Source organism: Neorhizobium turbinariae (assembly GCF_023223505.1).
Lineage (GTDB): Bacteria > Pseudomonadota > Alphaproteobacteria > Rhizobiales > Rhizobiaceae > Neorhizobium > Neorhizobium turbinariae.
On sequence record NZ_JALPRY010000021.1, the window covers coordinates 94,652 to 117,042 of the forward strand.

Annotated in this window: 19 protein-coding genes and 1 pseudogene; 3 read left to right on the forward strand and 17 right to left on the reverse strand. The window is 61.3% G+C overall.

The genetic code is table 11. The features are described 5' to 3' along the window. Positions 1–86: 86 nt before the first annotated feature. The 12 genes and pseudogenes from M0654_RS18080 to cbiB all read right to left on the reverse strand — a co-directional run bounded on the left by M0654_RS18080 (position 87) and on the right by cbiB (position 14,499). The gene (locus M0654_RS18080) at positions 87–860 is read right to left on the reverse strand and encodes an ATP-dependent Zn protease (RefSeq protein ID WP_248684280.1); all 774 of its coding nucleotides are present in this window, start codon (positions 858–860) and stop codon (positions 87–89) included. After that, positions 857–2,869 (reverse strand): ATP-binding protein, encoded by a 2,013-nt coding sequence (locus M0654_RS18085; protein ID WP_248684281.1) that lies wholly within the window; start codon positions 2,867–2,869, stop codon positions 857–859. The genes M0654_RS18080 and M0654_RS18085 overlap by 4 nt, the downstream gene beginning before the upstream one ends. After that, complete coding sequence (locus tag M0654_RS18090) at positions 2,869–3,192, reverse strand: hypothetical protein (RefSeq protein ID WP_248684282.1); 324 nt, start codon at positions 3,190–3,192, stop codon at positions 2,869–2,871. The genes M0654_RS18085 and M0654_RS18090 overlap by 1 nt, the downstream gene beginning before the upstream one ends. A gap of 77 nt (positions 3,193–3,269) precedes the next feature. Then, positions 3,270–4,160 (reverse strand): hypothetical protein, encoded by an 891-nt coding sequence (locus tag M0654_RS18095; RefSeq protein ID WP_248684283.1) that lies wholly within the window; start codon positions 4,158–4,160, stop codon positions 3,270–3,272. A 484-nt stretch (positions 4,161–4,644) separates the two neighbouring features. Next, a complete protein-coding gene (locus tag M0654_RS18100) occupies positions 4,645–5,760 on the reverse strand; it encodes a hypothetical protein (protein WP_248684284.1) in 1,116 nt (371 codons plus the stop codon). A 409-nt stretch (positions 5,761–6,169) separates the two neighbouring features. Further along, a pseudogene (locus M0654_RS18105) lies at positions 6,170–6,760 on the reverse strand (HipA domain-containing protein). Beyond that, a complete protein-coding gene (locus M0654_RS18110) occupies positions 6,688–7,035 on the reverse strand; it encodes a HipA N-terminal domain-containing protein (protein WP_248684285.1) in 348 nt (115 codons plus the stop codon). The pseudogene M0654_RS18105 and the gene M0654_RS18110 overlap by 73 nt, the downstream one beginning before the upstream one ends. 1,474 nt (positions 7,036–8,509) lie before the next feature. After that, positions 8,510–9,223, reverse strand: a complete 714-nt coding sequence (locus tag M0654_RS18120) for an ABC transporter ATP-binding protein (protein ID WP_248684286.1) — start codon at positions 9,221–9,223, stop codon at positions 8,510–8,512. Continuing rightward, on the reverse strand, positions 9,220–11,001 hold the full coding sequence (locus M0654_RS18125; RefSeq protein ID WP_248684288.1) for a branched-chain amino acid ABC transporter ATP-binding protein/permease: 1,782 nt from the start codon (positions 10,999–11,001) through the stop codon (positions 9,220–9,222). Before M0654_RS18125 ends, M0654_RS18120 begins: the two co-directional genes overlap by 4 nt. After that, entirely contained in the window at positions 10,998–12,032 is a 1,035-nt protein-coding gene (locus M0654_RS18130) for a branched-chain amino acid ABC transporter permease (protein ID WP_248684289.1), read from the reverse strand. Before M0654_RS18130 ends, M0654_RS18125 begins: the two co-directional genes overlap by 4 nt. A 118-nt stretch (positions 12,033–12,150) precedes the next feature. Next, positions 12,151–13,299 (reverse strand): ABC transporter substrate-binding protein, encoded by a 1,149-nt coding sequence (locus tag M0654_RS18135; RefSeq protein WP_118851685.1) that lies wholly within the window; start codon positions 13,297–13,299, stop codon positions 12,151–12,153. 231 nt (positions 13,300–13,530) lie between these two features. Further along, entirely contained in the window at positions 13,531–14,499 is a 969-nt protein-coding gene (gene cbiB / locus M0654_RS18140) for an adenosylcobinamide-phosphate synthase CbiB (RefSeq protein WP_248684309.1), read from the reverse strand. 41 nt (positions 14,500–14,540) lie between these two features. Between cbiB and cobD the strand changes: the two genes are divergently transcribed. Beyond that, positions 14,541–15,527 carry a threonine-phosphate decarboxylase CobD gene (gene cobD / locus M0654_RS18145; protein ID WP_248684310.1) on the forward strand — a complete coding sequence of 329 codons (987 nt, stop codon included), beginning with the start codon at positions 14,541–14,543 and terminating at the stop codon, positions 15,525–15,527. A gap of 16 nt (positions 15,528–15,543) precedes the next feature. On the opposite strand, the gene M0654_RS18150 is transcribed toward cobD, so the two are convergent. The 5 genes from M0654_RS18150 to M0654_RS18170 form a co-directional block, all read right to left on the reverse strand. Further along, a complete protein-coding gene (locus tag M0654_RS18150) occupies positions 15,544–16,380 on the reverse strand; it encodes an alpha/beta hydrolase (RefSeq protein ID WP_248684290.1) in 837 nt (278 codons plus the stop codon). A gap of 5 nt (positions 16,381–16,385) precedes the next feature. Next, positions 16,386–16,916: a hypothetical protein gene (locus M0654_RS18155; protein ID WP_248684291.1), complete on the reverse strand. Its 531-nt coding sequence runs from the start codon at positions 16,914–16,916 to the stop codon at positions 16,386–16,388. Positions 16,917–17,180: 264 nt separating this feature from the next. Next, entirely contained in the window at positions 17,181–18,176 is a 996-nt protein-coding gene (locus tag M0654_RS18160) for a P1 family peptidase (protein WP_248684292.1), read from the reverse strand. A gap of 8 nt (positions 18,177–18,184) precedes the next feature. Continuing rightward, complete coding sequence (amaB, locus tag M0654_RS18165; RefSeq protein ID WP_118851060.1) at positions 18,185–19,726, reverse strand: L-piperidine-6-carboxylate dehydrogenase; 1,542 nt, start codon at positions 19,724–19,726, stop codon at positions 18,185–18,187. Positions 19,727–19,796: 70 nt separating this feature from the next. Continuing rightward, positions 19,797–21,080 carry an NAD(P)/FAD-dependent oxidoreductase gene (locus M0654_RS18170; RefSeq protein ID WP_248684293.1) on the reverse strand — a complete coding sequence of 428 codons (1,284 nt, stop codon included), beginning with the start codon at positions 21,078–21,080 and terminating at the stop codon, positions 19,797–19,799. A gap of 99 nt (positions 21,081–21,179) precedes the next feature. Between M0654_RS18170 and M0654_RS18175 the strand changes: the two genes are divergently transcribed. Continuing rightward, positions 21,180–22,103, forward strand: coding sequence for a LysR family transcriptional regulator (locus tag M0654_RS18175; protein ID WP_248684294.1), 924 nt, complete (start codon positions 21,180–21,182; stop codon positions 22,101–22,103). A 50-nt stretch (positions 22,104–22,153) separates the two neighbouring features. Then, a complete protein-coding gene (locus M0654_RS18180) occupies positions 22,154–22,390 on the forward strand; it encodes an Lrp/AsnC ligand binding domain-containing protein (protein WP_118851058.1) in 237 nt (78 codons plus the stop codon). The last annotated feature ends 1 nt before the right edge of the window (position 22,391 follow it).

Sequence of the window (22,391 nt, forward strand, 5' to 3'; positions counted from 1 at the left end):
AAGCTCGAATCCAGTTTTCCGGACTCAGAATCGAGTGTTCAGGTTTCTGAATCGAAAATCTTTGAACGGGAATCGAGCCGGCGCCATCAGGAATCGCGATCTCTGAGCTTAGGAGCTGCACCCGGCGTTGCACCCATGCCGCCGGTCTGCCTGACGATCCGCCTGATCTCATCTCCGGACAGAATGCCGACATCTTCCAGAGCCGCGGCGATTTCCGCAAGGGCACGCCGGTGCTTCTCGAGTATGCTGCGAGCGACCGCCTCGGCCCTTTCTAGCCGCAGGTTGACCCGATCAGCGAGCTCACGGTCGACGGACAGCTGGTGCGCCGCGATCGTAGTTGGATGGTAGATGAGCGGCTGATGTTCGCAGAAGCCAAGACCGGTTTCGGCTGCCAGAGCCATATGCGTCGCTTGCGCGAGATCACTGTCGTCTGCCCCACCTGCTCCCGCCAAGGCTTCCTTGAAGACAAGGAGTTCGGCGGCGCGGCCGGCGAGGACGCAAGCCAAGCTGCTCATTAGCCAGGTCTCAGTCTGTGGCAGTTCGGCATTGGCAATCGTTGTCACCATTCCGATCCCGTTCAGACCGATACTCGCGGACTGCACTTCGGCGACACCGGTCACCGTATAGACCAGCGCATGCCCCGCTTCATGGATCGCCGCCCGTTTCCGGAGATCACCCGACATTGCCTCCTGACCTGCCCGCAACGCCGTCTCCAGATCGGCCCAGCCGATGCTCCGCCCCGACCGCCGCGCCTGCCGACGAACTTCACGGACAAGGCATTCGATATCCGCCCCGTTTCTTCCAAGCGCGAGGAGCGCCAGCGGACGAAGACGGTCCTGCTGATGGTTGTCGACTGTCATGGCGATACCCTCTTTCCCTTCTCGGCCTTGCGCCTTTGCGCATTCTTTCGAAGCCGTTGCGGATCGTTGTCGCGGGCTGGGGGCGGTCGCAGTCTCGAACGCGGCCGCCCGGTTGGGGCGGAAGATAGGACCTCCGGCAGGTCGTCTCCCAGATGATGCGCGAGAATGCTGGTCAGTGTTTCGAGATCGGGTAGCGGAAGGCGAACATGGCTTTCGAGACGACCTGATCTCAGAAGAGCAGGATCGATCTTCTCCGGCAGGTTCGTTGCGGCGACAATAACGACGCCTTCGGTTTTCGCGGAGCCATCAAGCAGTTCGAGAAGGCGATTGATCAGAGATGACCAATAGTCATCGTAATTCCGGTGCCCGGCCATCTGCCGCGTGCCGATATTATCGATCTCGTCGATAAACAAGATAGACGGTGACCTACTTGCAGCGGCTTCGAATGAGGCCAACATGAGCTTCAGCACATCGCCAAGATAACCGGGTTCCAGCCAGTTCGCGACTGAAGTCGTCAGCATCGGCACCTGAAGCGAATTGCAGAGCGCCCGTGCAAATGTCGTCTTGCCTGTCCCTGGTGGCCCTGACAACAGCAGTTTGGTGCTCATGTCCGACCAGGACAGCCGCCCCTCGCGCCACAGCCCAAGATCGGCCTTGAGGTCGATGGCCCATTCACGCGCCGGCCCGTAGCCGGACAAGGTCTCGACTGAGAGTACGGGAGTTCGGGAAGCAGACGCCTGCTTCCGCCCGGATGACATGCCGGCATCTTCGGCGTCGGAGACCGCTACTGGCAGGATAAGTTCGACACCGGCATCACCGGGATTCGGATCGGACGTCTGTTTCTCGGAGGCTCGACCACGGCCGCGGTCACCGCTCGATCTTCGGTGACCATTCTCGCCGTTCGCGGCCTTGCCATCAATATCTTCATCGGAGCACCGCTCAACGAGCATCGCCAGAATCGACAGGATTTCGTTTGCCGATCGGCCCGGCCGCACTGCCAGCACCAGATCATCAATCGAGAGGCACTTGAGATCGAACGCGCTCGACTCCAGAAGCGTCATCGTCTCCTGCGGCGGCACGCCCACGCAGATGTGAAGAAGGTCGGCGACCATCGGCCCGTCGAAGCCCGTGCACTCGACCACCAGATCGGCCGTCTCGGTCAGAACCGGCGTCAGCGCTCGCCGTGTCTCGTCGACAACGAGGACCGGCGCGGGTTCGTCGGTCATGGCATGACGCAGCCGTCCCCGCACGATCCGGTCATCGCGTTTGAGCGCGGCAGACCCGGCGACGGTCTTCAGCCTGCGTTGTTGCGGCCCTGCCGACCCGCTGTCGCGGTAGCGGCCGGAGAGCGGTCCCTCGCGCAGAACATCCTCGAGCTTGCACGGAAACGGGAGCAGCAGCCCGTCTTCCAGCATCATGCCGACGCTCGCCTCGAACCGGTTCACCGGCGCCTTGATCAGGACGAAGGGCGTTGGGGACCGGAGCGGATTGGTGAGCATGGACAGACGAAGCAAACTGGTCCCGACCGTTCGTGCAACGAGGAGCGCCACCGCGACATGCATCGGAGCGGGAGCCGGCAGATGCTCTCTCAGCAGATTACCGACATAGCTGAAGCTGATCCCCGATTCTCTGCTTGTGCCCCTTCGGCCGGACTTCGGTTTCCTCTGCGGATCGGCAGGTTCCGGCGTTGACCAGTCATAGATATTGCGACAGTCCGAACCGGTGTCATCAGTGCTGAATCGATAATCCGTCACCATGTCGTTGCAGTGACGACACCCGCTGCCGATCATCCGGCCGATGATCCTCCGGTCATGGGCCGGATCACCGGAAAGAAGATCGCGAGCCTTGTCCGAGACGAACCATGACCTGAGCGCTGTCGCACGGCCGGCGCGGTCAAAGTGCGTACCAAGCAGACCGGCCGCAACTGCTTCCTGATAGAGATCGAGGACGGCGCGATGACAAAGCCTGGACAGCAGATAGCGCCTGACGCGCTGTTCGAGCGTTCCCATCAAGCCTCCTCTCCGGCTTCCGCCACAAGGCGTGGATTTCCGTAGAGCCAGTCACGCACCATGATGGAAGTCGGATCGCCCGCTGCACAGAGATCGAGCAACCAGACCCGGAGTTGCGGCGGCAGGCTCTCGAGCCGCCGACCCTTTCGTCGGGCAAAGCAGATGACCGGCCGGATGACGGACACAACATAGTCGCTTCGATCATCCGTACCGAGCGCCTCCAGAGCAGCGACTTGCTTGTCGCGATCCACCGGCCGAGCCAGTTCAGGCGGCGCAGATACACGTTTGGGGAAGGGCAGCACATTGGAAGTTTGTGGCGTCATGACAAACGTCTCCCATGAGCCCGACCGCTAGGATCGGGCTTCCAGATTGAGGGGGAATTGTGGATGGATGGCCGGCTTCAGCCAGCCGGCTTCTTCGGCAGTCGCGCAAAGCCAATCGACACTGGTGCGCGAAGCCTTTCCGGGCCGGCATGAGCATCACCGGCGCTTGGCCCAACGTTCCCGGCTCTCCCGGCCGGTGCAGCAGGGTTAACCGCGCGGATGTCGACGCTGTGAGGAGGCCGTGCGACCGACCAGTTCTCCTCTACGCGCTCGCGGAAGAGCTCTCGCAGGCGCATCATGACTTCACCGGCACCCGCGACCCCAAGGAGATGATCGAGCTGCGTTAGCGGCCAGACGCCGCCCTCGATATCCGTACGCTGGTTCTGCGCATTCAAAATAACCACGCGGACCTCGTCGACGTGAAGACGCCGATGCTCCTTGTAGAGCAGGTCCGGCACGACCAGCGCCGCTGCCAGCATCCGGCTCTTGAGTTCCGCAATCCGGCTCACTTCATAGGAGCCAAGGCTCCGTTTGATGTCGATCAGATGAGCAACGTGGCTTGAACGGTTCACGATCAGCAGATCGGGCGTGTAGCTCTTTCGCCCGCCACTATCGCAATCGAGGCTGAGCGCGGCGATGCGTCCCTCATCATTGCGGGCGACCAGTTCAGTTGCCGCTTTGGTAACCGGAAGCCGCAGATTGTCCGTGAGAACAACAAGGTCAGGGTTCGATCTGGCGATCAGTGCAATACCCCGTTCGAGCAGCCGCCCTTCAAAGATGGGCACAGAGCGCAGCAACGACGCGATATCGTCCAGACCCGTAGTGAATGCTTGCCGGAAGATCGAGGAAGTCAGTGACGTAGATACGATCTCGTCGACAAGCGCCTCGCCGTGATCGAGCAGCGTGTCGAGGTCCACGATGTGGGCAACGCGAGCAGCGTTGTTACTGGATTCATTCTTGATGGTCATGGGTATTCTCCTGTTGAGTTGAACAGGACCGCCTGCCACTCAGCTTACCGGCCGCAGGTTCGCGCATGCGGAAATAATTTCCGCATTGCTGCCGACAAAAATCGAGGTGACGACGATACTTGGGGGGCGGTTAGCGGACGGTCCGGACGGATCGCGGCGGCATCAACCGATGGGTTTCAACAGAGGAAGGATGAGAAGATGCTTCCGGGGACGGAGCAAAGCAGTTAAGGGTCGACATAGCCGGTGGCCTTCGTGATAAGGATACTGGTCAGGCTTCCGTTCGGTGTTACCAGCACCGGCGGGAGCCGCTAAGTGTCTGCAGGAGCGAGATGTTTCCGCTGACACGGTCGACATAAGCCGGAGCGCCCTGTTCGGCAAGTCGACAGGAACACTTCCGGAACAAAGAGCACCGGCATGGTTAACAGCTGACGCGTCGACCAAGACGACCGATAAAAAATCCCGCACAGTGGCGGGACTTTTGGGATCAGGAGTCCGCTCCACATGCCGCTCGGCGCTTGATTGGCCGGGGGTCGAACATGATCTGAGCCCTGATCTCATCGCGGCTGTCAGGGGAGACGATTGCGAGAGCCCGATCAATCGTGTCCTGAACGTCCGGCGGCATCTGATCGTATGCCAAGAAACCATCATCAGCGTCCTCTTCCCTCTGCGCGGCGACAGGTCCGGGGGTTTCGTCCTCTACATCGGCAGGCAGGGCTTCGCCATGGACGACAAAACGCAGGAGGGGAACGACCTCAGTCTGAAGCCAAGGCACGAATGCGTGACGATCGGGCCAAGCCTCGACGCCGCCCATTCGCAGAAGGAGGGCCTGAACATTTCGCCAAGCTGTGCCCTCCGGCAGTTTCGCCGGTTGCCAATTCGTGTTTGCGACCATGGAGGATGGCTCCAGCGGTGCCGCAATGCTGTTGATGAGGTCGTGGGCGTGCCTGCAGTCATGCACGATTGACTTCTGAAGTGCGCCTTTGACTACGGAGCGCTTTTTATCGAGCGGCTCCAGTGCCTTTTCAACGCGCGACAGAATGCCCATCACAAGCTGAAAGAACTTCACCGAGTCCTCCGCCACTTTCAACTGCGCAATCTTGCGCAGCCCGGTCGCCCCACCGAGGTTATGCCCTGTGTCACATGCCATCTTCTTTGCCGGTGCGGCACCAACCATGGCTTTCACCTGCGCGACCGTCAGCTTCTCGCCAAGCTCGAACGCGGTCACGACATCTTCGACCTTCTCCTTATCTGCGTGGGCAAGGATGAAAAGCGTCGTCGGCGCGGTGCCAGTGGTTACCAGGCGCTCTTTATAAGCCGCGAGATTTTCATGGACCGCGACATAGTTCCGGGCGGTCTTCGGCGTGAACTTGCAGATTGCCTTGACCCACGCGCCGAACGCTCGCTCCGGCAGAATGGCTTTGGCGCGGGCGAGGTAGCTCCCCAACTCGTACCCTTGTCCGGTCGTCCGGCGACCGAGAGAACGAATGTCCTCGCCGATGGCTTCGAGCTCACTGACGTCCTCGTGTGAGATGTCGCCCGTCGCCTTCTCTGCCTTGGCGGCGAGCTTGGCTGAAATCTTCTTATGCGTGTACTTCGTCATGTATCCGATGTCTCCTTGTCTCATGCGGTCTTCATCAGCGACCGTCAGATAATGATGACACGAATTCCCAGAAAGCGTTACAACCTAGATTTCCAAGTGTATGAAAATCAAAGATAAATTGCAGTTTTTTCGACTTTTGCCTCCGATTCATACAATGATTTCAATGAGCCGGATTTCTCGCAAATTTTTCTTGAACGACATCTCCCGATACATCAATAAATTGTGTCTGATTGGCGATCATGTCGGATTGTGGCCCGAAATCTGCCACTCGATCCGGCGGCTAGGACAGCACCTGCTCCAAGGCTTCCTCTGCTCTGAAAGCGATCAGAAGCGCAAGCTCTGGCGCGTCTGGTAACGCCAGCGGGGTTAATCCCGACGTCAGCGGCGAACTGACGCCAGTCTTTTGCGTTCAGTTCATCGGCGTTGCGTTTGCAGGCCAGTCTCTGGGGCAGGGATTGATAGACCCGTTATAGGGTGCTGCGCATATTAGGTCGCAAAGCGGCGCTAGCCTGGCGGTGCCGGATGCGCCGACGAGGACCGAGTAGTTTTTGGCATGAGAGTCCGAGTTGCGGATCAGGATGTTGAAGATCACCGCGCCGAGCAGTCGAAGACGTTCGGCTGGAGAGACAAGGCGTGCCAATGCTTCGAACATCTGCGGAAGGGATGCGCCGCCACCTCGACCGAGGCCGGTTTGGTCATATTTCTCCGCCGGGAACAGTCCCAGCAGCTGGCAGAAGTCCTCCTGATGTACGCGGCGGATGATCCCCTGCCCGTCTCAAACCCGGGCATAGCGGCGGACGAGGAGATTATCTCGCTTTCCTGCCCGACCCATCGTCACCTCAGCGGCGTCGAGACCGCAGAGCCGGGCGAGGATCAGGCAGAACGCTTCATTGGTGACGCTCCCCGCTAGACGCTTGATGTCGGGCTTTAGGATGTGAGTCGATGGAGTGCCTTCGAGCCGAATGCCGATCTGGCCGTCCGGGTCGATGTAGACGGGCAGCTTATCCTGAACGCCGCGAGTGACATCGAGACGCCCCGCTCACCGATCAGGGAAGGCCGCTCCGGCAGCTCATCAATAATGCGCTCCAGTGCAGCCTCGTCATCGACGATGCGGAAATTATTTCCCTCTCGTCGCGTTTCTCCGATTGAAAATGCGCCTGCGGTATCCCGCCCGACGCGCATCAGGAGACCGAGCACGTCATGGGGCGAGACCTTCAGCTGCTGGCCGATCTCGGACAGATGGGTTTCCGGCAGCAGGTTAGCGAGCCAGGGCATGACCTACTCGGACCGTGGCTTCCAGCGCATCGGCATCGTGAGCGAAAGCGGGAATGCTGAGCCCCGCTGCTCCCATGCCGCATCGTAAGAGAGAGACAGGCCATCGTGATCCGACAGATGGGCGATGGCCAGTTCTCGTAGTAGATCGTCGTCAGGGTTTCACCCGATCACAGGAAGCGGGGCAGGTCGCTGAGATCGTCGTCGGCTGCCGGGGCATGCACGGTTGCCGCCGATTTCAGATCGCCGAGATCGATCCCCAGCTGCAATCAGGGAGTTCTCAAGCGGGCAGCTTGGCTTTCCATTCTCCAGATCAACAATGACGAGTTTCCTGGTACCGCAGCGCTCTGCGAGTTGTGTTTGGGTCCATCCAAGTTCACCGTTAGGGAAGAACGCCAAGGCCGCTCGCAACACCATCCCGATCGGGAAGCTCAACCATTGCTGTTGATCATCGTCCGATTTTTGGTACGCTGGCCATGGATGGAGGTGAGATAAGTGCTCACCTGGAGTTCTTTGCGGACTCGTCATCGAGGCGTCTGATCGACCCTCGTACCGTTCAAAGACTGCGGAGTGACGTATTACGCATACGTCGTCTTGTGCGAGGATTATCCTCCCCACTGAGGGGTGGCTGCTTTCCCAGCCACTGCGCGTCCGCTTCAGCAATGAAGCAAAGGACGTGGCCCATGCCATCAAGAGACACGATCAAAACCCTCAGAAGACGAGCGGCCCGGGAACAGGGTTGGCGCTGCTTCTATTGCCAACTGCCGATGTGGGACACAGAGTTAGACGAATTCATCGTGCGCTATGGAGTTTCGCGGGGCTTGGCGAGGCGGTTTCGATGCACGGCCGAGCACGTGGAAGCGAGATGTGATGGTGGCAAGGACGTCGCACCCAACATCGTCGCGGCATGCCTCTTCTGCAACGCAACGCGGCACAAGGCGAAGCACCCCCTCGATGCGAGCGAACATGTGTCCGTCGTACGCTTGAGGCTGGCCAAGGGTAGGTGGCATCCCCCGCATGTCGTGGCCGCTCTAAGCAAACGAATAATGCCACCGGTCTGAGCCAAACAGGCTCCGTGAAGCCGAGATCGCGGCTACCGCAACAGAGGTCGGCAGCGGCTATAAAACGTCGACTTGTCAAAATGTATCGTTCAATGTATCGCTCGAAGTATCGAAATCGGGCTTATCCGTCAGGAACTTGTCGGAAACCCTTGGATTCGCTGTAATTGGGGAAGAGTCCCACCCTCTCCGCCATCTGATGGGCAGTACCCCGTCTAGACGAGTTTTCCTGCTGTCTTGGCCACCCTTCGCTACCAGCTTCTGGCTATATGCCCTTTAACAAAAGCCCGACCTGCTCAATCGGCTGGTCGAGACATAGCCGTCAAAATTTCACTGGAATGTAGCTCACCTGTTTGCACTGCCTGAGGTGTTCAGGGGTCGATGACCGGTCGGAATACGGCTGAAGTCTCTGCTTCCGGTCAAGCGTGGGTGCCGAGGTAACTTTCCATCAGCGCCGGGTTGCTGGCGAGATCAGATGCCGCCCCGGAGAGTTTCACTTCGCCAAGCTCCACCAGATAACCGTGGTCGGCGATCTCGAGGGCCGCGCGGGCGTTCTGCTCGACCAGCAGGATCGAGACGCCGGTCTTGCGCAGTTCCGAGACGATGTTGAGGATGTCGATCACGATTTTTGGCGCGAGGCCCAGGCTTGGTTCATCAAGCAACAGCAGGCGCGGCCGCGCCATCAGCGCGCGTGCCAGCGCCAGCATCTGCCGCTCGCCGCCTGACAATGTGCCGGCAAGCTGCTTGCGCCGCTCCTTCAGCCGCGGAAAGCGTTCGTAGACGTCCGCCCGCGTCCTGTCCCGGTCGGCTGCGTTGCGCAGGAAGCCGCCGAGTTCGATATTGTCTTCGACCGACATGGTGGAGAACAGTTCGCGCTTTTCCGGAACGAGGCAGAGGCCGGCGGCGACACGCTCTTCCACCGAACGCGGCACTGGCGCGCCGTCGTAGAGGATCGTGCCCTTCGACGGAACGATGCCCATGAGCGCGTTGAGCAACGTCGATTTTCCAGCCCCATTGGCGCCGATGACGGTGACGATACTGCCGGGCTGCATCTCAAGCGAGATGCCGTGCAGCACTTCGGCGCGCCCATAGGAAACGTGGATATCCGAGACTTGGAGAAGCGGCTTCGTCATGCTGCGGTTCCCAGATAAGCGGCAACGACGGCTGGGTGCTGGCGCACGTCAGCGGGTTTCCCTTCAGCAATGAGGGTGCCGAAATCGAGCACGACAAGGTGGTCGACGAGCCCCATGACGAAGCCCATGTCATGCTCAACGAGGAGAATGGCCACGCCTTCTTCCCGCAGCTTCTTGAGCAGGTTCGAAAGCTCCTGTTTTTCACCATGGCGCAGGCCCGCCGCCGGCTCATCGAGCAGCAGGACCGCCGGATCGGCCGCCAGTGCGCGGGCAATCTCGACGATGCGGATCTGGCCGAGCGCCAGGTCTCCCGCCAAGCGGTCGCGATAGCCGCCAAGACCGACGCGCTCGATCTGTCGCGCCGCTTCTGTGAGAAGTGTCGCTTCTTCGGCGCGCTCGGCGTGCAGCAGGCTTTTGAAAACACCCGCAGAACCGCGCAGGTGTGCGCCGAGCGCGACGTTTTCCAGTACTGTCATCTCGGGCAGGATCTTGGCGTGCTGGAAGGTGCGGGCAATGCCGTGCCGGGCGATCTGCCGCGGGCTGTCGCCGGTTAGCGGTTCGCCCTGGTAGTAGACCGAGCCGCTGGTGAGCGACGCAATGCCGGTGATCAGGTTAAAGGTCGTGCTCTTACCGGCGCCATTCGGGCCGATCAGGCCGACGATCCGGCCCGCCGGCACTTCAAAGCTGACATCGTTGACGGCGACCAGACCGCCGAAGGCCTTGCGCGCCTTTTCCACCTTGATCAGCGGTGAGCCCGGGGAGGCCAACGTGCGCTTGGGCAGCTTGCCGTCGGTCGGCGGGATCTCCTGGGGCGGTTTTGCGGGCAGGAAACGCAGCACGAAGGGCCAGATGCCGTTGCGCGCCATCTGGAGAATAGCGACGAGAAGGATCCCGAAGACGATCATCTCGACATTGGCGCCGCTGCCGATGAGGCTCGGCATCACCCGCTGCAGGATTTCCTTCAGGATCAGCACGATCGCGGACCCAAAGATCGCGCCCCAGACATGTCCGGAGCCGCCGACGACCGCCATGAGCAGGTATTCGATGCCCATGTTCAGGCCAAAGGGGGTCGGGTTTACCGAGCGCTGCATATGGGCATAAAGCCAGCCCGAGAGCGCGGCAGCGGCGGCGGCGAAAACAAAGACAATGAGCTTGGCACGGACGATGTTGACGCCGAAGGATTCGGCTGCCTGGCCGCCACCACGCAGCGCCCGGATGCCGCGTCCGACGCGCGAGCTCAACAGGTTCTGCGCTGAGATGACGGTGAGGATCACGAAGGCCCAGATCACATAAAAGATCGAGGAACTGCTGAAGAACTGGTAGCCGGCGATCTCGAGCGGTGGAACGGCGGTGATCCCGTCATATCGGCCCAAAAATTCGATCTTGCCGAACAGGTAATAGAAGGCCAGCCCCCAGGCGATGGTGCCAAGCGGCAGGAAGTGTCCCGACAACCTCACGGTGATGAGGCCGAGTGGCAGCGCGACACCGGCGCCGATCAGTATGGACAGCGGCAGCGTCAGCCATGGTGAAAAGCCGTAGTTGGTCGTCAGCACGGCGGTCAAATAGGCGCCGAAGCCGCAAAAGGTGGCCTGCCCGAAGGAGGTGAGACCGCCGACGCCGGTCAGGAGCACGAGACCAATCGCCACCAGCGACGCCAGCCCGATATTGTTCATCAGCGTGATCCAGAAGGTCGGGATCGGCAACTGCGGGAGAATGGCAAGTACAACCGCAAAGGCGGCAAGCGGCATGAGGTTACGCAACCGGGTGCTGTTCATCATTCTTCCTCATGGGAGCCGACGCTGAACGACAGCCAGACGAGCACAGGGATGATCAAGCTGAACACAATGATTTCCTTGTAATCACTGGCCCAGAAGGAGGCGAAGGCTTCAACGATGCCGACCGCAATGGCACCGACCGCCGTAAGCGGGAAGTTACCAAGACCGCCCAGGATCGCGGCAACGAAACCCTTGAGGCCGATCATGAAGCCGGTGTCGTAGTAGATGGTGGTGATCGGCGCGATCAGTACCCCGGACACGGCGCCGATGGCCGCGGCCATGATCAGTGCGGTGCTGCCGGTGAGTTGGGTGCGCACGCCGACGAGGCGGGCGCCAAGACGGTTGACGGCGGTGGCGCGCAGAGCCTTGCCGATCAGAGTCCGCTCGAAGAAGAAATAAAGCCCGATGATGATGAGGATCGTCGTGATGTAGATGCCGACGCTCTGGTAGCTGACGAGGGCCGGGCCAAGCGTGAAGCTTTCGGACGAAAGAGGTTCGGCGCGAAGGCCTTCCGGCCCGAAGAAGATGAGGCCAAGCCCCATCATCGCCAGATGGACGCCAAGCGAGGCGATGAGCAAAACGAGAACCGTCGCATCCGCCAGAGGGCGATAGGCGATGCGGTAGATGTAATAACCCATCGGGGCGATGATGAGCACGGCCATAGCCGCACGTAGGATGGGCGCCGGCTGAAGCGGTGCCAGCACCGTAACCACTGCATAGATCGCGACCGGCAGCAGGATGTTGATGCCGAGTGCCCGCAGAAGTGCTGGGGCTGAGAAGCTTCGTCGCATGCCCCAGAGGTCGAAAAGCAGGGCCGCGAGGCCGAAGCAGACGAGCATGGAGGTAGTGGCTGGTACACGTCCGCCATCGAGAACGGCGAGCGACAGCGCGCCATAGGTGACGAATTCGCCTTGAGGAATGAAGATGATGCGGGTCACCGCGAAGACGAGAACCAGGGCTAGACCGAGCAGCGCATAGATCGCGCCATTGGTCACGCCGTCCTGGATCAGAAAGGTCGCAATGGTGGCGTCCAAAATCCATATCCTCAAAAGAGATCGTATTTCAGGTATGTGATGAGGCGGCCCTGCCAATCCGGTGCCGCCTCTGGTTGACGGGCAGCCGGATTGGCCGGAGCTTTCAGAACGGCAGCTGTTACTTCAGGAGCTGGAACTTGCCGTCTTTTGCGGTGAGCAGCACGGCGCCGCGTTCATCCAGACCATAGTGGTCGTCGGGCGTGAACTCGAAGACACCATGCGTGGCGTTGTAAGGACCACTCGACTCAATTGCGTCACGCAAGGCTGCGCGGAACTCGTTGGTGCCGGGCTTTGCCGTCTTCAGGGCAACCGGAACGGCCTTGTTTAGGATCACCATCGCGTCCCAGACGTGCGAGCCGAACTGTGTGCGGGTGTTGGGACCGAACTTGCCTTCGTAAGCCTTCAGGTATGCGAGGCCTTCAGCCTTGGTCGGTGAATCATCCGGCTGGTCTTCAGCCACCATGATCGGGCCAGACGAGAAGACGGTGTTTTCGACGGCCTTGCCGGCGATGCGCAGGAACTCGAAGGTCACCGCGCCGGAAACAACATAGACCGGACCCTTGAAGCCGCGTTCACGCACGCCGATCTGCGGCAGCGCCGCACCCGTGCCGGAAGCACCGATGAAGACGGCGTCGGGCTTGGCGGCAAGCGCCTTCAGCACCTGGCCGGAAACAGAGGTATCGGCACGCGCATAACGCTCGTCGGACACGACCTCGAGGCCGTATTCCTTGCCGGTGTTCTTCAGCTCATCGACCCACTGCTGGCCGTAGGAATCCGCGAAACCGATGAAGGAAACGCGCTTGATGCCGTCCTTCTGCATGCGGCTGAACATCGCCTTGGCCAGCACGCTTGAATACTGCGGCAGCACGAAGGTCCACTTGCCCTTGGCAACCGGTGGCGGAACCGGCGAGATCGCGAAATGCGGAACGCCCACTTCCGCGGCCACGCCTGCAGCGCCAATGGCGGCCGGTGTCAGGGCCGAGCCCATGATCACGTCGACCTTGTCGTCATTGGCGAAACGGCGCGCGTTCGTTGTTGCAATCGATGGGTCGCCGGCATCATCCAGCAGGATGACCTTGACCTTTTCGCCGCCGATCTCTTCAGGCCATAGCTCGATCGAGTTCTTGAGGGGAATGCCCAGTGCTGCGCCAGGGCCCGTCGTCGGAATGGTGACGCCGATGGTGATGTCGGCAAGGGCAGGCGTCGAGAATGCAGAAAGAGAAACAACGGTCGCAACGGCCGCTATTCCGGACAAGAACCGGTTCATCATAAGATCCTCCCAGATCAACAATGGGCGATCTCCTCCGCCCGGTATTTGTTTACAGGCGGATTGTTTCTTTGTAAACAATCTACGTGCGGTCGAGCGCGATCGAAGACGGTTGTGAGATGCATGTCGTCCGCGTCGCGGGACCGGTTGCGTGCGGCCTTTCGCGGCCGCATAGCTGACGCGCCTGAAGGGCCGCCTTCAGCCTCAACCGTGAGTCGGGTGATGCCCGTCTCAGATCAGCCAGATGATGAGCGCCAAGAGCCCGAACAGTCCGATCAGCAGCGCGTCTGCGACACGCGCGAGCTTCAGGGCTTGATGGATATGCCGCGCCGTCAGGTGTGGGTTGCCGCCTTCGCCCATGAACCGTGCTTCGATCATCCGGCCGCCATAACTGCGCGGGCCGGCGAGCGCGATGCCGAGAGCGCCGGCCATGGCCGCCTCCGGCCATCCGGCATTCGGCGAACGATGATGTCTGGCGTCTCGCAGAACGGCGCGCACTGCGTTCCGTGGCGATGCGCCTTCGACCAGGAGGGCCGCGCAGATGAACAGCAGGGCTGTGAGACGCGAGGCGGGCAGGTTGATGAGGTCATCGAACCGGGCCGCAGCCCAGCCGAAGGCTTCGAAACGCGCGTTACGGTGGCCGATCATGCTGTCAGCGGTATTGGCAGCCTTATAAGTCGCGCCACCAGCCAAGCCACCCATGCCCAGCCAGAACGCCGGCGCCACGACGCCATCGGAAAAGTTTTCCGCCAGGCTTTCGATCGCCGCGCGGCAGACGGCGGCTTCATCGAGTTGCTCCGGGTCACGTCCGACAATCATTGATACCGCCTTGCGCCCGGCTTGAAGACCGCCTGTTTCCAGAGCGGTGGCGACGGCAGCGACATGCTCATCCAGGCTTTTCTGGGCGGGCAGGCTGGCCGCAAGCAGCACCAGCGCGATGGCGCCCAGCGGGACAGAAAGCAGGATGGTCTCGACGAAAAAGGCAATGGCGATGGTCATCCCGAGAAGCACGATCAAGGCAGAAACACCGTTTCGCCTGCGCTTGGCAAAGCTCTCGGTTTCGCGGTTCCACGCCCGGTCCATTCGCGATATCAGGTGGCCGATCCAGGTGACCGGATGGCCGATGCGGCGGAACAGCCAGTCCGGGTAACCGACAACCCGCTCCACGAGCAGGGCGGCGAAAGCGAGAAGGAACATCAGCGGTGACAGGCCCGGCAGGTGGAGACGAGGTATTGGATCCCATTACCCATGGAGGCAACCTTTCGCGTGCGCGTGCGCTGTTTCCGCAAGCGCCCGAGCCCTGGATTGATCTCTCCACGGGCATCAGCCCTTACTCCTATCCACACTCAGCCATTCCCGCCAATGCTTTTGCGCGGCTGCCGGAGCCGGACGCGGTGAGGCGGCTCAAAGAGATTGCTGCCGAGGCTTACGGCGCGCCGTCGGCGGCACATGTCGTGGCGGCACCGGGTACCCAGATCCTGCTGCCGATCATTGCCGGACTGTGCCAGGGGGCTCGTTCTGCAGCCATCCTTTCGCCCACCTATGCCGAGCATGCCCGTGCTGCACGTCTCGCCGGGTTGGCGGTGCTGGAGACGGGGGACCTTGCTGAACTGGCGGCTGCTGATCTCGTGGTTGTGGTCAATCCCAACAACCCGACCGGGCGGGTCATCCCGCGTTACGATTTGCTGGAGCTCGCCGGCAGGATGCGGACGAAGGGCGGCCTGCTGGTGGTCGATGAAGCCTTCAACGATGTTTCTGCAGCCGATTCGGTTGCCGATGCCGCGGGCGACGGCGGGTTGGTGGTACTCCGCTCCTTCGGCAAATTCTACGGCATGGCGGGCTTGAGGTTAGGTTTTGCCATCACCCATCCCGCTCTGGCGGCGCAGGTCGAAACAAGGCTCGGCCCCTGGGCCGTTTCAGGGCCCGCGCTGCATATCGCTCGAGAAGCGCTTTCAGACACCGCTTGGCAGGCCGCAACACGGCAGAGGTTGGCGGAGGATGCTGCCGGCCTCGATCATCTCCTGGCTGCCGCCGGATTACCCGTCTGCGGCGGGACGTCACTGTTCCGCTTTATCCGGGATGCTCGGGCGCGGTCTCTCTTCCGTCACTTCGGCGAACGCGGGATCATTACCCGCCGTTTCGAGGAACGGCCGGATGATCTGCGCATCGGCCTGCCGGGGCCGGGAGATTGGGTGCGGGTGGAAGAAGCTGCTTGGACCTTTGAATGAAAGGCTGAGGGCGGGCTTACGGCCAATTCTGCCGCTGAAGGTTGAACGCGCGTTTGGCAAAAAGCGCTGTCTTCATCCATGTCCCTTTGGGATTGGGAAAGGCTGGCTGGGGCAGAGCAGGTGGGAGGTATTCGCCATGTTCGTATCCAAGTTTGGGATCGATCTGCCACGGCTGAACCGTGTTGCCCACGGCACGCGGCGGCCCCGAATATCCAAGCGCTTTGGAAAGCGGGTTGCTGGTGGGATCAAGCAGGTAACCGAAGAAATTTCCCATAGGAAATGCGAAGCGGAGGATATCGTCTTTCGTTGATGCGAGGACGTAGATACTGTGCGTCTTGGCAAAGGCATCGGCATATTCTTTCTCAAGGCAGGTGCGCTCAATCGCTGCCGCCATAAGGCACGCAGATCGTGCTTCGCGTTTCAGGCCCCGGATGGTTTCGAGTGCCACGCGTGCCCCAAGGCTATGGCTGACAAAAGAAAAGCTTGCTGCCTGCTGCAGTCTTCGGTTGCAGAAGTCCGCCAGCAGGCGGCCCGTTCTCGATGCTGTCGGTTTCTCGACAGGATAGCTGATGAACCCGGCGCGCGAATCGCCCGGCCATAACACGCCGATGAAGTTCGCATGATCCGGCAGCTTCAGGAGCGTCTCAAGGCGAGACAGCTTGCACACTGCTTCTTTCTGATTGTTGTTGTAGCCGTGGATGGCGAACAGCAGGTCGCGGCCCGCAATAGCTCTTTGAAACAAGACATTGTCGATGGGCGCAAGCGGCGAGCTGTCGCTTGCGGTTTGTAGCGCTGGTTCCGTCGCGATCGCGCCGCCAGCCGGACTGGTGCGAAAATTCAGGAACAGGGTCATAGCACCTATCTCCTGATGGTCTTGAAGGTCATGACCGCCGTTGAGACAGCTGACGCGAGATCCTTGGCGATCGGCGCAACGGGTACAGCGATGACACCCACAAGTAGACCCAGAAGCAATACCTCGGCACCCGCCGACTGATAAACAAACATGGCTCCTGCCTCGCCAAGGACTATAGCCACGCCCGCGGCGGCGACGCGCGCCGTGTTGCGGAATTTCTGGTCCGCTCGCTCGAAGGCCGCATCCAGACGTGCATCGATGATGGCGTCGAAGCGTGCCAATACTGCAAGCTCGGCCTCAGACGGAGTATCGCCCTGCTCTACTTTCCTAGCGATATCGGTAAGCAGGTCCCTGTTCTCGGGAAGAACAAGCTCGGCGAGCCCTGGTGCCGTCTGTGAATTGAAGCCGAGCCGAATAAGGTTCCTGACAATGGATTTCTGGTCCCCAGGAGGCAAACCATTTAACCAGTTCGCCTTCGCAACCGCGTAAGGATCATCGTGGTCGATGACGCTGAGCGCCGGTTCGAAAGGCTTCAACGCTGCTTTGATGAAGCCGTACCCTACGTTCGATATTCCCCCTCTGAAGGCCTTGGAGGAATCGACCAGCCCGAATGCAGCCGTGCCGAGAGCTGCAATGGCCGAAATGATTGCCCCAAACTTCCGAAAGCTATGCCGGTGATGAGATCTCCGCTTGCTTCCACCTGACTTCCTCCCGTGCCACGAGCGACAGCGTTCATCGGCTGCCTAAGCTCACGAGAGAGTATCAATAAAGCTAAAAGTTGCAATAGCTAAAAATACAACCTACGGAGAGCTATCGCGCCACGCCGGTTGCGCGTTCGGCACCGGCAGTGCGGTGGCTTCGAACACGCCGCGGGCAACGGCGCGGGCCGTCACCAGGGTGGTGAGGTGGCAAAGCTCGACGAACTCCGCCATGTCGCCCAGCGGACGGGCGCCGGTTGAGGCAGAGAAGATAGTGTCGCCATCACCAGGCAGATGCGCCGGCAGCACGGCGCGGGCCAGCCCGTCATGCGCCATGATCGAGAGGCGGTGTGCCTGGGCTTTCGTCAAGGCAGCGTCGGTCACGATCACACCGATCGTGGTCGCCTTGAGCTTCACGCTCTTGATGCGCATTGCTGAATGTTCGGGGGTGAAAGCCGGCGGCAGGCCCAGGCCACCAAACTCCCCGTTCTCTTCGAAAGGTGCGGCCCAGAAATGTGGGCCATCACCCACGGTAGCCGAACCCATGGCATTGACGGCCAGCAGTGCCGCCACGGTGTGGCCAGAGGATGTCCTGGCGCTTGCGGAGCCTATGCCGCCCTTGACAGTCGCGGTCGTTGCACCGGTTCCGGCACCGACGGTCCCCAACGCGAACGGGCTTTTGGCGGTGGCCTTGAAGGCGTCGTAGCCCATGTCCCGGTAAGGCGAGTGGAGGCCCCAATCCTTGTTGCCGCCGTTGAGCAGATCCATGAGGATGGCCTGTGGCACGATGGGCACCCGCGCCGGGCCGACCTCAAAGCCTCGGCCGATTTCCCGCAGCCCCGATTGCACGCCGCCTGCGGCATCGAGCCCGAATGCAGAGCCGCCCGAAAGCGTGAAGGCATCGACGGCCTGCACTGTCATGGCTGGATCAAGCAGAGCCGTATCGCGGCCGCCAGGCGCGCCGCCGAGCACGGAGCCGGAAGCGATGGCCGGCTGGTCGAAAACAATGGCGGTGACACCGGACCCCAAGACGAGATCGGTGGCGTGGCCGACAGCCACGCCCTCGATGTCGGTCAGCAGGTTCAGGCGCTCCGCCACCGAATTGCTTAGATCACGTCGAACTTGACGCCCTGCGCGAGCGGCAGGGTGCGACCATAGTTCAGCGTGTTGGTGGCGCGGCGCATATAGGCCTTCCAGGCGTCCGAGCCGGATTCGCGACCGCCGCCGGTTTCCTTTTCACCACCGAAGGCGCCGCCAATTTCGGCGCCCGACGGGCCGAGGTTGACGTTGGCAATGCCGCAATCAGAGCCACGGTCGGATACGAAGGCTTCGGCTTCGCGCATGTCGTTGGTGAAGATGGAGGAGGACAGGCCCTGCGGCACGTCGTTGTGCAGGCGCAGCGCTTCATCGAAGTCCGAGTACCGCATCACGTAGAGAATCGGCGCGAAGGTCTCTTCCTTCACCGGTCCCGTCTGGCCAGGCATCTCGACGATTGCCGGACGGACGTAATAGGCATCCGCCGCCTGGTCATCGAGCACGCGCTCGCCGCCAGATACCTTGCCGCCTTCAGCCTTTGCGGCTTCCAGCGCATGCTGCATCTTTTCAAACGATCCCTTGTCGATCAGCGGGCCGACGAGATTGCCGTCCTGCAGCGGCGAACCGATGGTGACGGACTGATAAGCCTTGATCAGGCGCGGCACGAACGCATCGTAGATGCTGTCATGCACGAAGAGGCGACGAAGCGTGGTGCAGCGCTGGCCGGCGGTGCCCATTGCAGAGAAGGCGACGCCGCGCAGCGTCAGGTCGAGGTCGGCCGTCGGGGTGATGATGGCGGCGTTGTTGCCGCCGAGCTCGAGGATCGAGCGGGCAAAACGCTGCGCCAGCCGCGGGCCAACCGCACGTCCCATGGCGGTTGAGCCGGTCGCCGAAACCAGCGGCACCTTCGGATGGTCGACCAGGACTTCACCGACGTCGCGGCCGCCGATGAGCAGCGTCGAGAGGTTCTTCGGTGCCGTGTTGCCTTCAGCGATATAGCGGGCGAGCGCCTTTTCGAAGATCGCCTGGGTGGCAAGCGCCGTCAGCGGCGTCTTTTCAGACGGCTTCCAAACGGTGGAGTTGCCACAAACGATGGCCAAAGCCGCGTTCCACGACCAGACGGCGACGGGGAAGTTGAAGGCAGAAATGATGCCGGTGACACCCAGCGGATGCCAGGTTTCCATCATCCGGTGCTCGGAGCGCTCGGTGGCGATCGTCAGGCCGTAAAGCTGACGGGAAAGACCAACCGCGAAATCGCAAATGTCGATCATTTCCTGCACTTCGCCGAGGCCTTCGGAGGTGATCTTGCCGGCCTCGATGGAAACGAGGCGGCCGAGTGTCGCCTTGGCAGCGCGCAGTTCTTCGCCAAGCAGGCGGATCAATTCGCCGCGCTTGGGCGCCGGAACCAGGCGCCATTCGAGGAAGGCTTCATGCGCGGCATCAATTGCCTGCTTTGCGTCGGTGGCGCTCACTTCGGCAAGCTTGCCGATTTCTTTGCCGGTGATCGGCGAGCGGACGGCGAGCGTGCCGCCGGTAAAGCGGTCTGCGGCAACGCCGAGGTCGCTCAGGATGGTGTTCACCTCAGCGGCGAGATCCAGTTGGGCAAGCGTCATTATAGTCTCCGGTATCGATCGTGCGTCAATTTACAGGTGGGTTGCGTTTACGCAATCCATGGAGTGGTCGTCAAAAACGTTCGCCGGCGAAGTGGGCGACCTGGGCACCCGCTTCATAATAGGCCTCCTTGATCGGGCGGAAGCCCGGCTCCTTCACCTCGGTCAAAGGCAGAGGCAGGTCAGCTTCCGCGATCTGGCCCAGGATGTGCTGGGCGAGCACCCGGCCAAAGGTGGTGCCCGGCGAAATCCCCCGGCCGTTATAGCCCGAAAAGCCGATGACATTCTGGCCGAACTTGTGGAAGCGCGGCAGTGCGTCGTCGGTCATGCCGATCTTGCCATACCATTCAGCCTCGAACTCGACATCGCCGAGTTGTGGGAAAAGGCGCTTCAGCGAACGCCGCGCCCAGTTCTTGTGGACGGAAAGGCCGGTACCGCGAAGCGCGCCTACAGAGCCGAACACCAACCGTCCGGCCTGGTCCATGCGGAAGGACGAGAGGATTTCCTTGGTGTCCCAGCAGCCCTCACGCCCGGCCAGGACGGAGCGGCGACGATTGTCGCTCAGCGGCGTGGTCGCCAGGTTGAAGTACGGCAGATGCACCTGCTCACGACGTACCTGCGCCCAGGGGCCATGGCTATAAGCGTCGGTGGCGACGATGATCCAGTCAGCCTTCACCTCGCCTGCAGCAGTGCGGACGATCTTCTTGCCGCCGGCCTGCGTTGTTTCGGTGACGGCACTGCCGGTATGCAGCTTGGCACCAGCCTTCACCGCCGCATGGGCCAGGCCGCGTGCGTAGGCGAGCGGCTGGAGCGTGCCGGCGCGCATGTCGAGAAGCGAGCCGGCATAGGCGCGGGTCCCAACGCGTCGTTCGGTTTCCGCTGCATCCAGCAGCGTCACGGGAGCACCGCGCTTTTGCCACTGGCGCGCGCGCTCTTCCAGTTCCTTAACACCCTCAGGCCCGACGGCGAGGTGAAGCGTGCCGTTCTTTTCCAGTTCGCAGGCAATGCCGTGCTTCTCGATCAATTCGCGAACGAGGTAAGGGCCGTTGCCGAGCAGGTCCAGCGCCCGCTCGCCATAATGTTGACCGAGGTGCTTGGGGAAATCGTCCGGCATCACCCACATGCCGGCATTGATGAGGCCGACATTGCGGCCCGCGCCGCCGAAGCCGATCTCGGTCGCTTCGAGAAGCCGAACGTTGACGCCCGCTTCTGCCAGATGCAGCGCGGCCGAGAGGCCGGTGTAACCGCCACCAACAATAACGATGTCGGCGGAAACGTTATCGTCAAGCGCAGGTGTTGCGGGGGCGGGCGGGGCAGTCTTTTCCCAAAGACCGTGAGAGCGGGTGTCGTTCAGCATCTTGAAATGTCCGGAAGGATCGTGTTCCCGCACTTTACAAGCGACTGTTCTCCATGAATATCGACGTGTTCTCAACAGGTCATTCGAGGGAGGAATGACATGCTGCCTCCCCGGCGGTTTCTACCATCGTTTTCGCTGCTTGCAGCATTCGAGGCGGCTGCCCGCAGCGGCAGCGTAACCGCGGCTGCCAACGAGCTCGGCCTGACCCAGAGTGCCGTCAGTCGGCAGATTTCGGCCCTGGAGAAGCAGCTTGGCGTGGCGCTTTTCCTGCGCGAACGGCAGACGATTCGCCTGACACTCGCTGGCGACACCTATGCGCGCGAAGTGCGGGAGGCGCTGCGGCGAATTTCGAATGCCTCGCTGAACCTCAGGGCCAATCCGTCGGGTGGCACGCTGAACCTCGCGATCCTGCCCTTCTTCGGCACGCGCTGGCTGACGCCACGCATCGGCCGTTTCCTCAATGCGCATCCCGGCATGGTGGTGAACCTCATCACCCGGTTGGAGCCGTTTGATTTCCGCTTCGACACCCTGGATGCGGCCATCCATTTCGGCCCGGCGCGCTGGCCGGGCGCAGCACTAACGTTCCTGATGAGCGAGGAAGTGATTTCCGTTTGCAGTCCCGGGTTCAAGACGCGCCATGCGCTGCAGACGCCGGCGGAGCTTCTGGAAGCGCCGCTGCTGCACTTAAGCAGCCGGCCGGACGCCTGGGAAAGCTGGTTCAAGGCGCATGAGATCAGCTTCGACGCGCTGCACGGCATGTTGTTCGACCAGTTCATGCCCATGGTGGAAGCCGCAGCGGCGGGGCTTGGGGCGGCACTCCTGCCGCGCTTCCTGATTGCTCGTGAACTGGATGCAGGGCTGTTGGTGCCGGCGGTTGAGGCACCGGCGGTGGAGGCGGGGCAATATTTTCTGGCCTATCCACCCGATCGGGCGAGCTACGGGCCGCTCGCCGCCTTCCGAGACTGGATCAGCCGGGAGATGGAGGAGGAGACGCTTGCGCAGGGTGAGCGCATCGGCCAATAGTCGCTTATATCCATCTTGATCGTACCTGATCCGACCGCGTGGAAAACATCATGAAGCCAATCTTCGTCCAGCTCCGTTGCAAGCCAGGCAAGACCTACGAGGTCGCTGACGCCATCTACAAGACCGAACTCGTGTCCGAGCTTTATTCCACCAGTGGTGACTGGGACCTGCTTTTGAAGGTCTACATCAACAATGACGAAGAGATCGGCCGGTTCGTGCAGGAAAAGATCGCCTCGATCCCGAATATCGAGCGCTCACTGACCACCATCACCTTCACGGCGTTTTAGC

Bases quoted from the DNA above. Each gene is read 5' to 3' on its own strand.
- M0654_RS18080 (WP_248684280.1), bottom strand. From the start codon at position 860: ATGACAGTCGACAACCATCAGCAGGACCGTCTTCGTCCGCTGGCGCTC.
- M0654_RS18085 (WP_248684281.1), bottom strand. From the start codon at position 2,869: ATGGGAACGCTCGAACAGCGCGTCAGGCGCTATCTGCTGTCCAGGCTT.
- M0654_RS18090 (WP_248684282.1), bottom strand. From the start codon at position 3,192: ATGACGCCACAAACTTCCAATGTGCTGCCCTTCCCCAAACGTGTATCT.
- M0654_RS18095 (WP_248684283.1), bottom strand. From the start codon at position 4,160: ATGACCATCAAGAATGAATCCAGTAACAACGCTGCTCGCGTTGCCCAC.
- M0654_RS18100 (WP_248684284.1), bottom strand. From the start codon at position 5,760: ATGACGAAGTACACGCATAAGAAGATTTCAGCCAAGCTCGCCGCCAAG.
- M0654_RS18110 (WP_248684285.1), bottom strand. From the start codon at position 7,035: ATGCCCTGGCTCGCTAACCTGCTGCCGGAAACCCATCTGTCCGAGATC.
- M0654_RS18120 (WP_248684286.1), bottom strand. From the start codon at position 9,223: ATGACGAAGCCGCTTCTCCAAGTCTCGGATATCCACGTTTCCTATGGG.
- M0654_RS18125 (WP_248684288.1), bottom strand. From the start codon at position 11,001: ATGATGAACAGCACCCGGTTGCGTAACCTCATGCCGCTTGCCGCCTTT.
- M0654_RS18135 (WP_118851685.1), bottom strand. From the start codon at position 13,299: ATGAACCGGTTCTTGTCCGGAATAGCGGCCGTTGCGACCGTTGTTTCT.
- M0654_RS18150 (WP_248684290.1), bottom strand. From the start codon at position 16,380: ATGACCCTGTTCCTGAATTTTCGCACCAGTCCGGCTGGCGGCGCGATC.
- amaB (WP_118851060.1), bottom strand. From the start codon at position 19,726: ATGACGCTTGCCCAACTGGATCTCGCCGCTGAGGTGAACACCATCCTG.
- M0654_RS18170 (WP_248684293.1), bottom strand. From the start codon at position 21,080: ATGCTGAACGACACCCGCTCTCACGGTCTTTGGGAAAAGACTGCCCCG.
- M0654_RS18175 (WP_248684294.1), top strand. From the start codon at position 21,180: ATGCTGCCTCCCCGGCGGTTTCTACCATCGTTTTCGCTGCTTGCAGCA.
- M0654_RS18180 (WP_118851058.1), top strand. From the start codon at position 22,154: ATGAAGCCAATCTTCGTCCAGCTCCGTTGCAAGCCAGGCAAGACCTAC.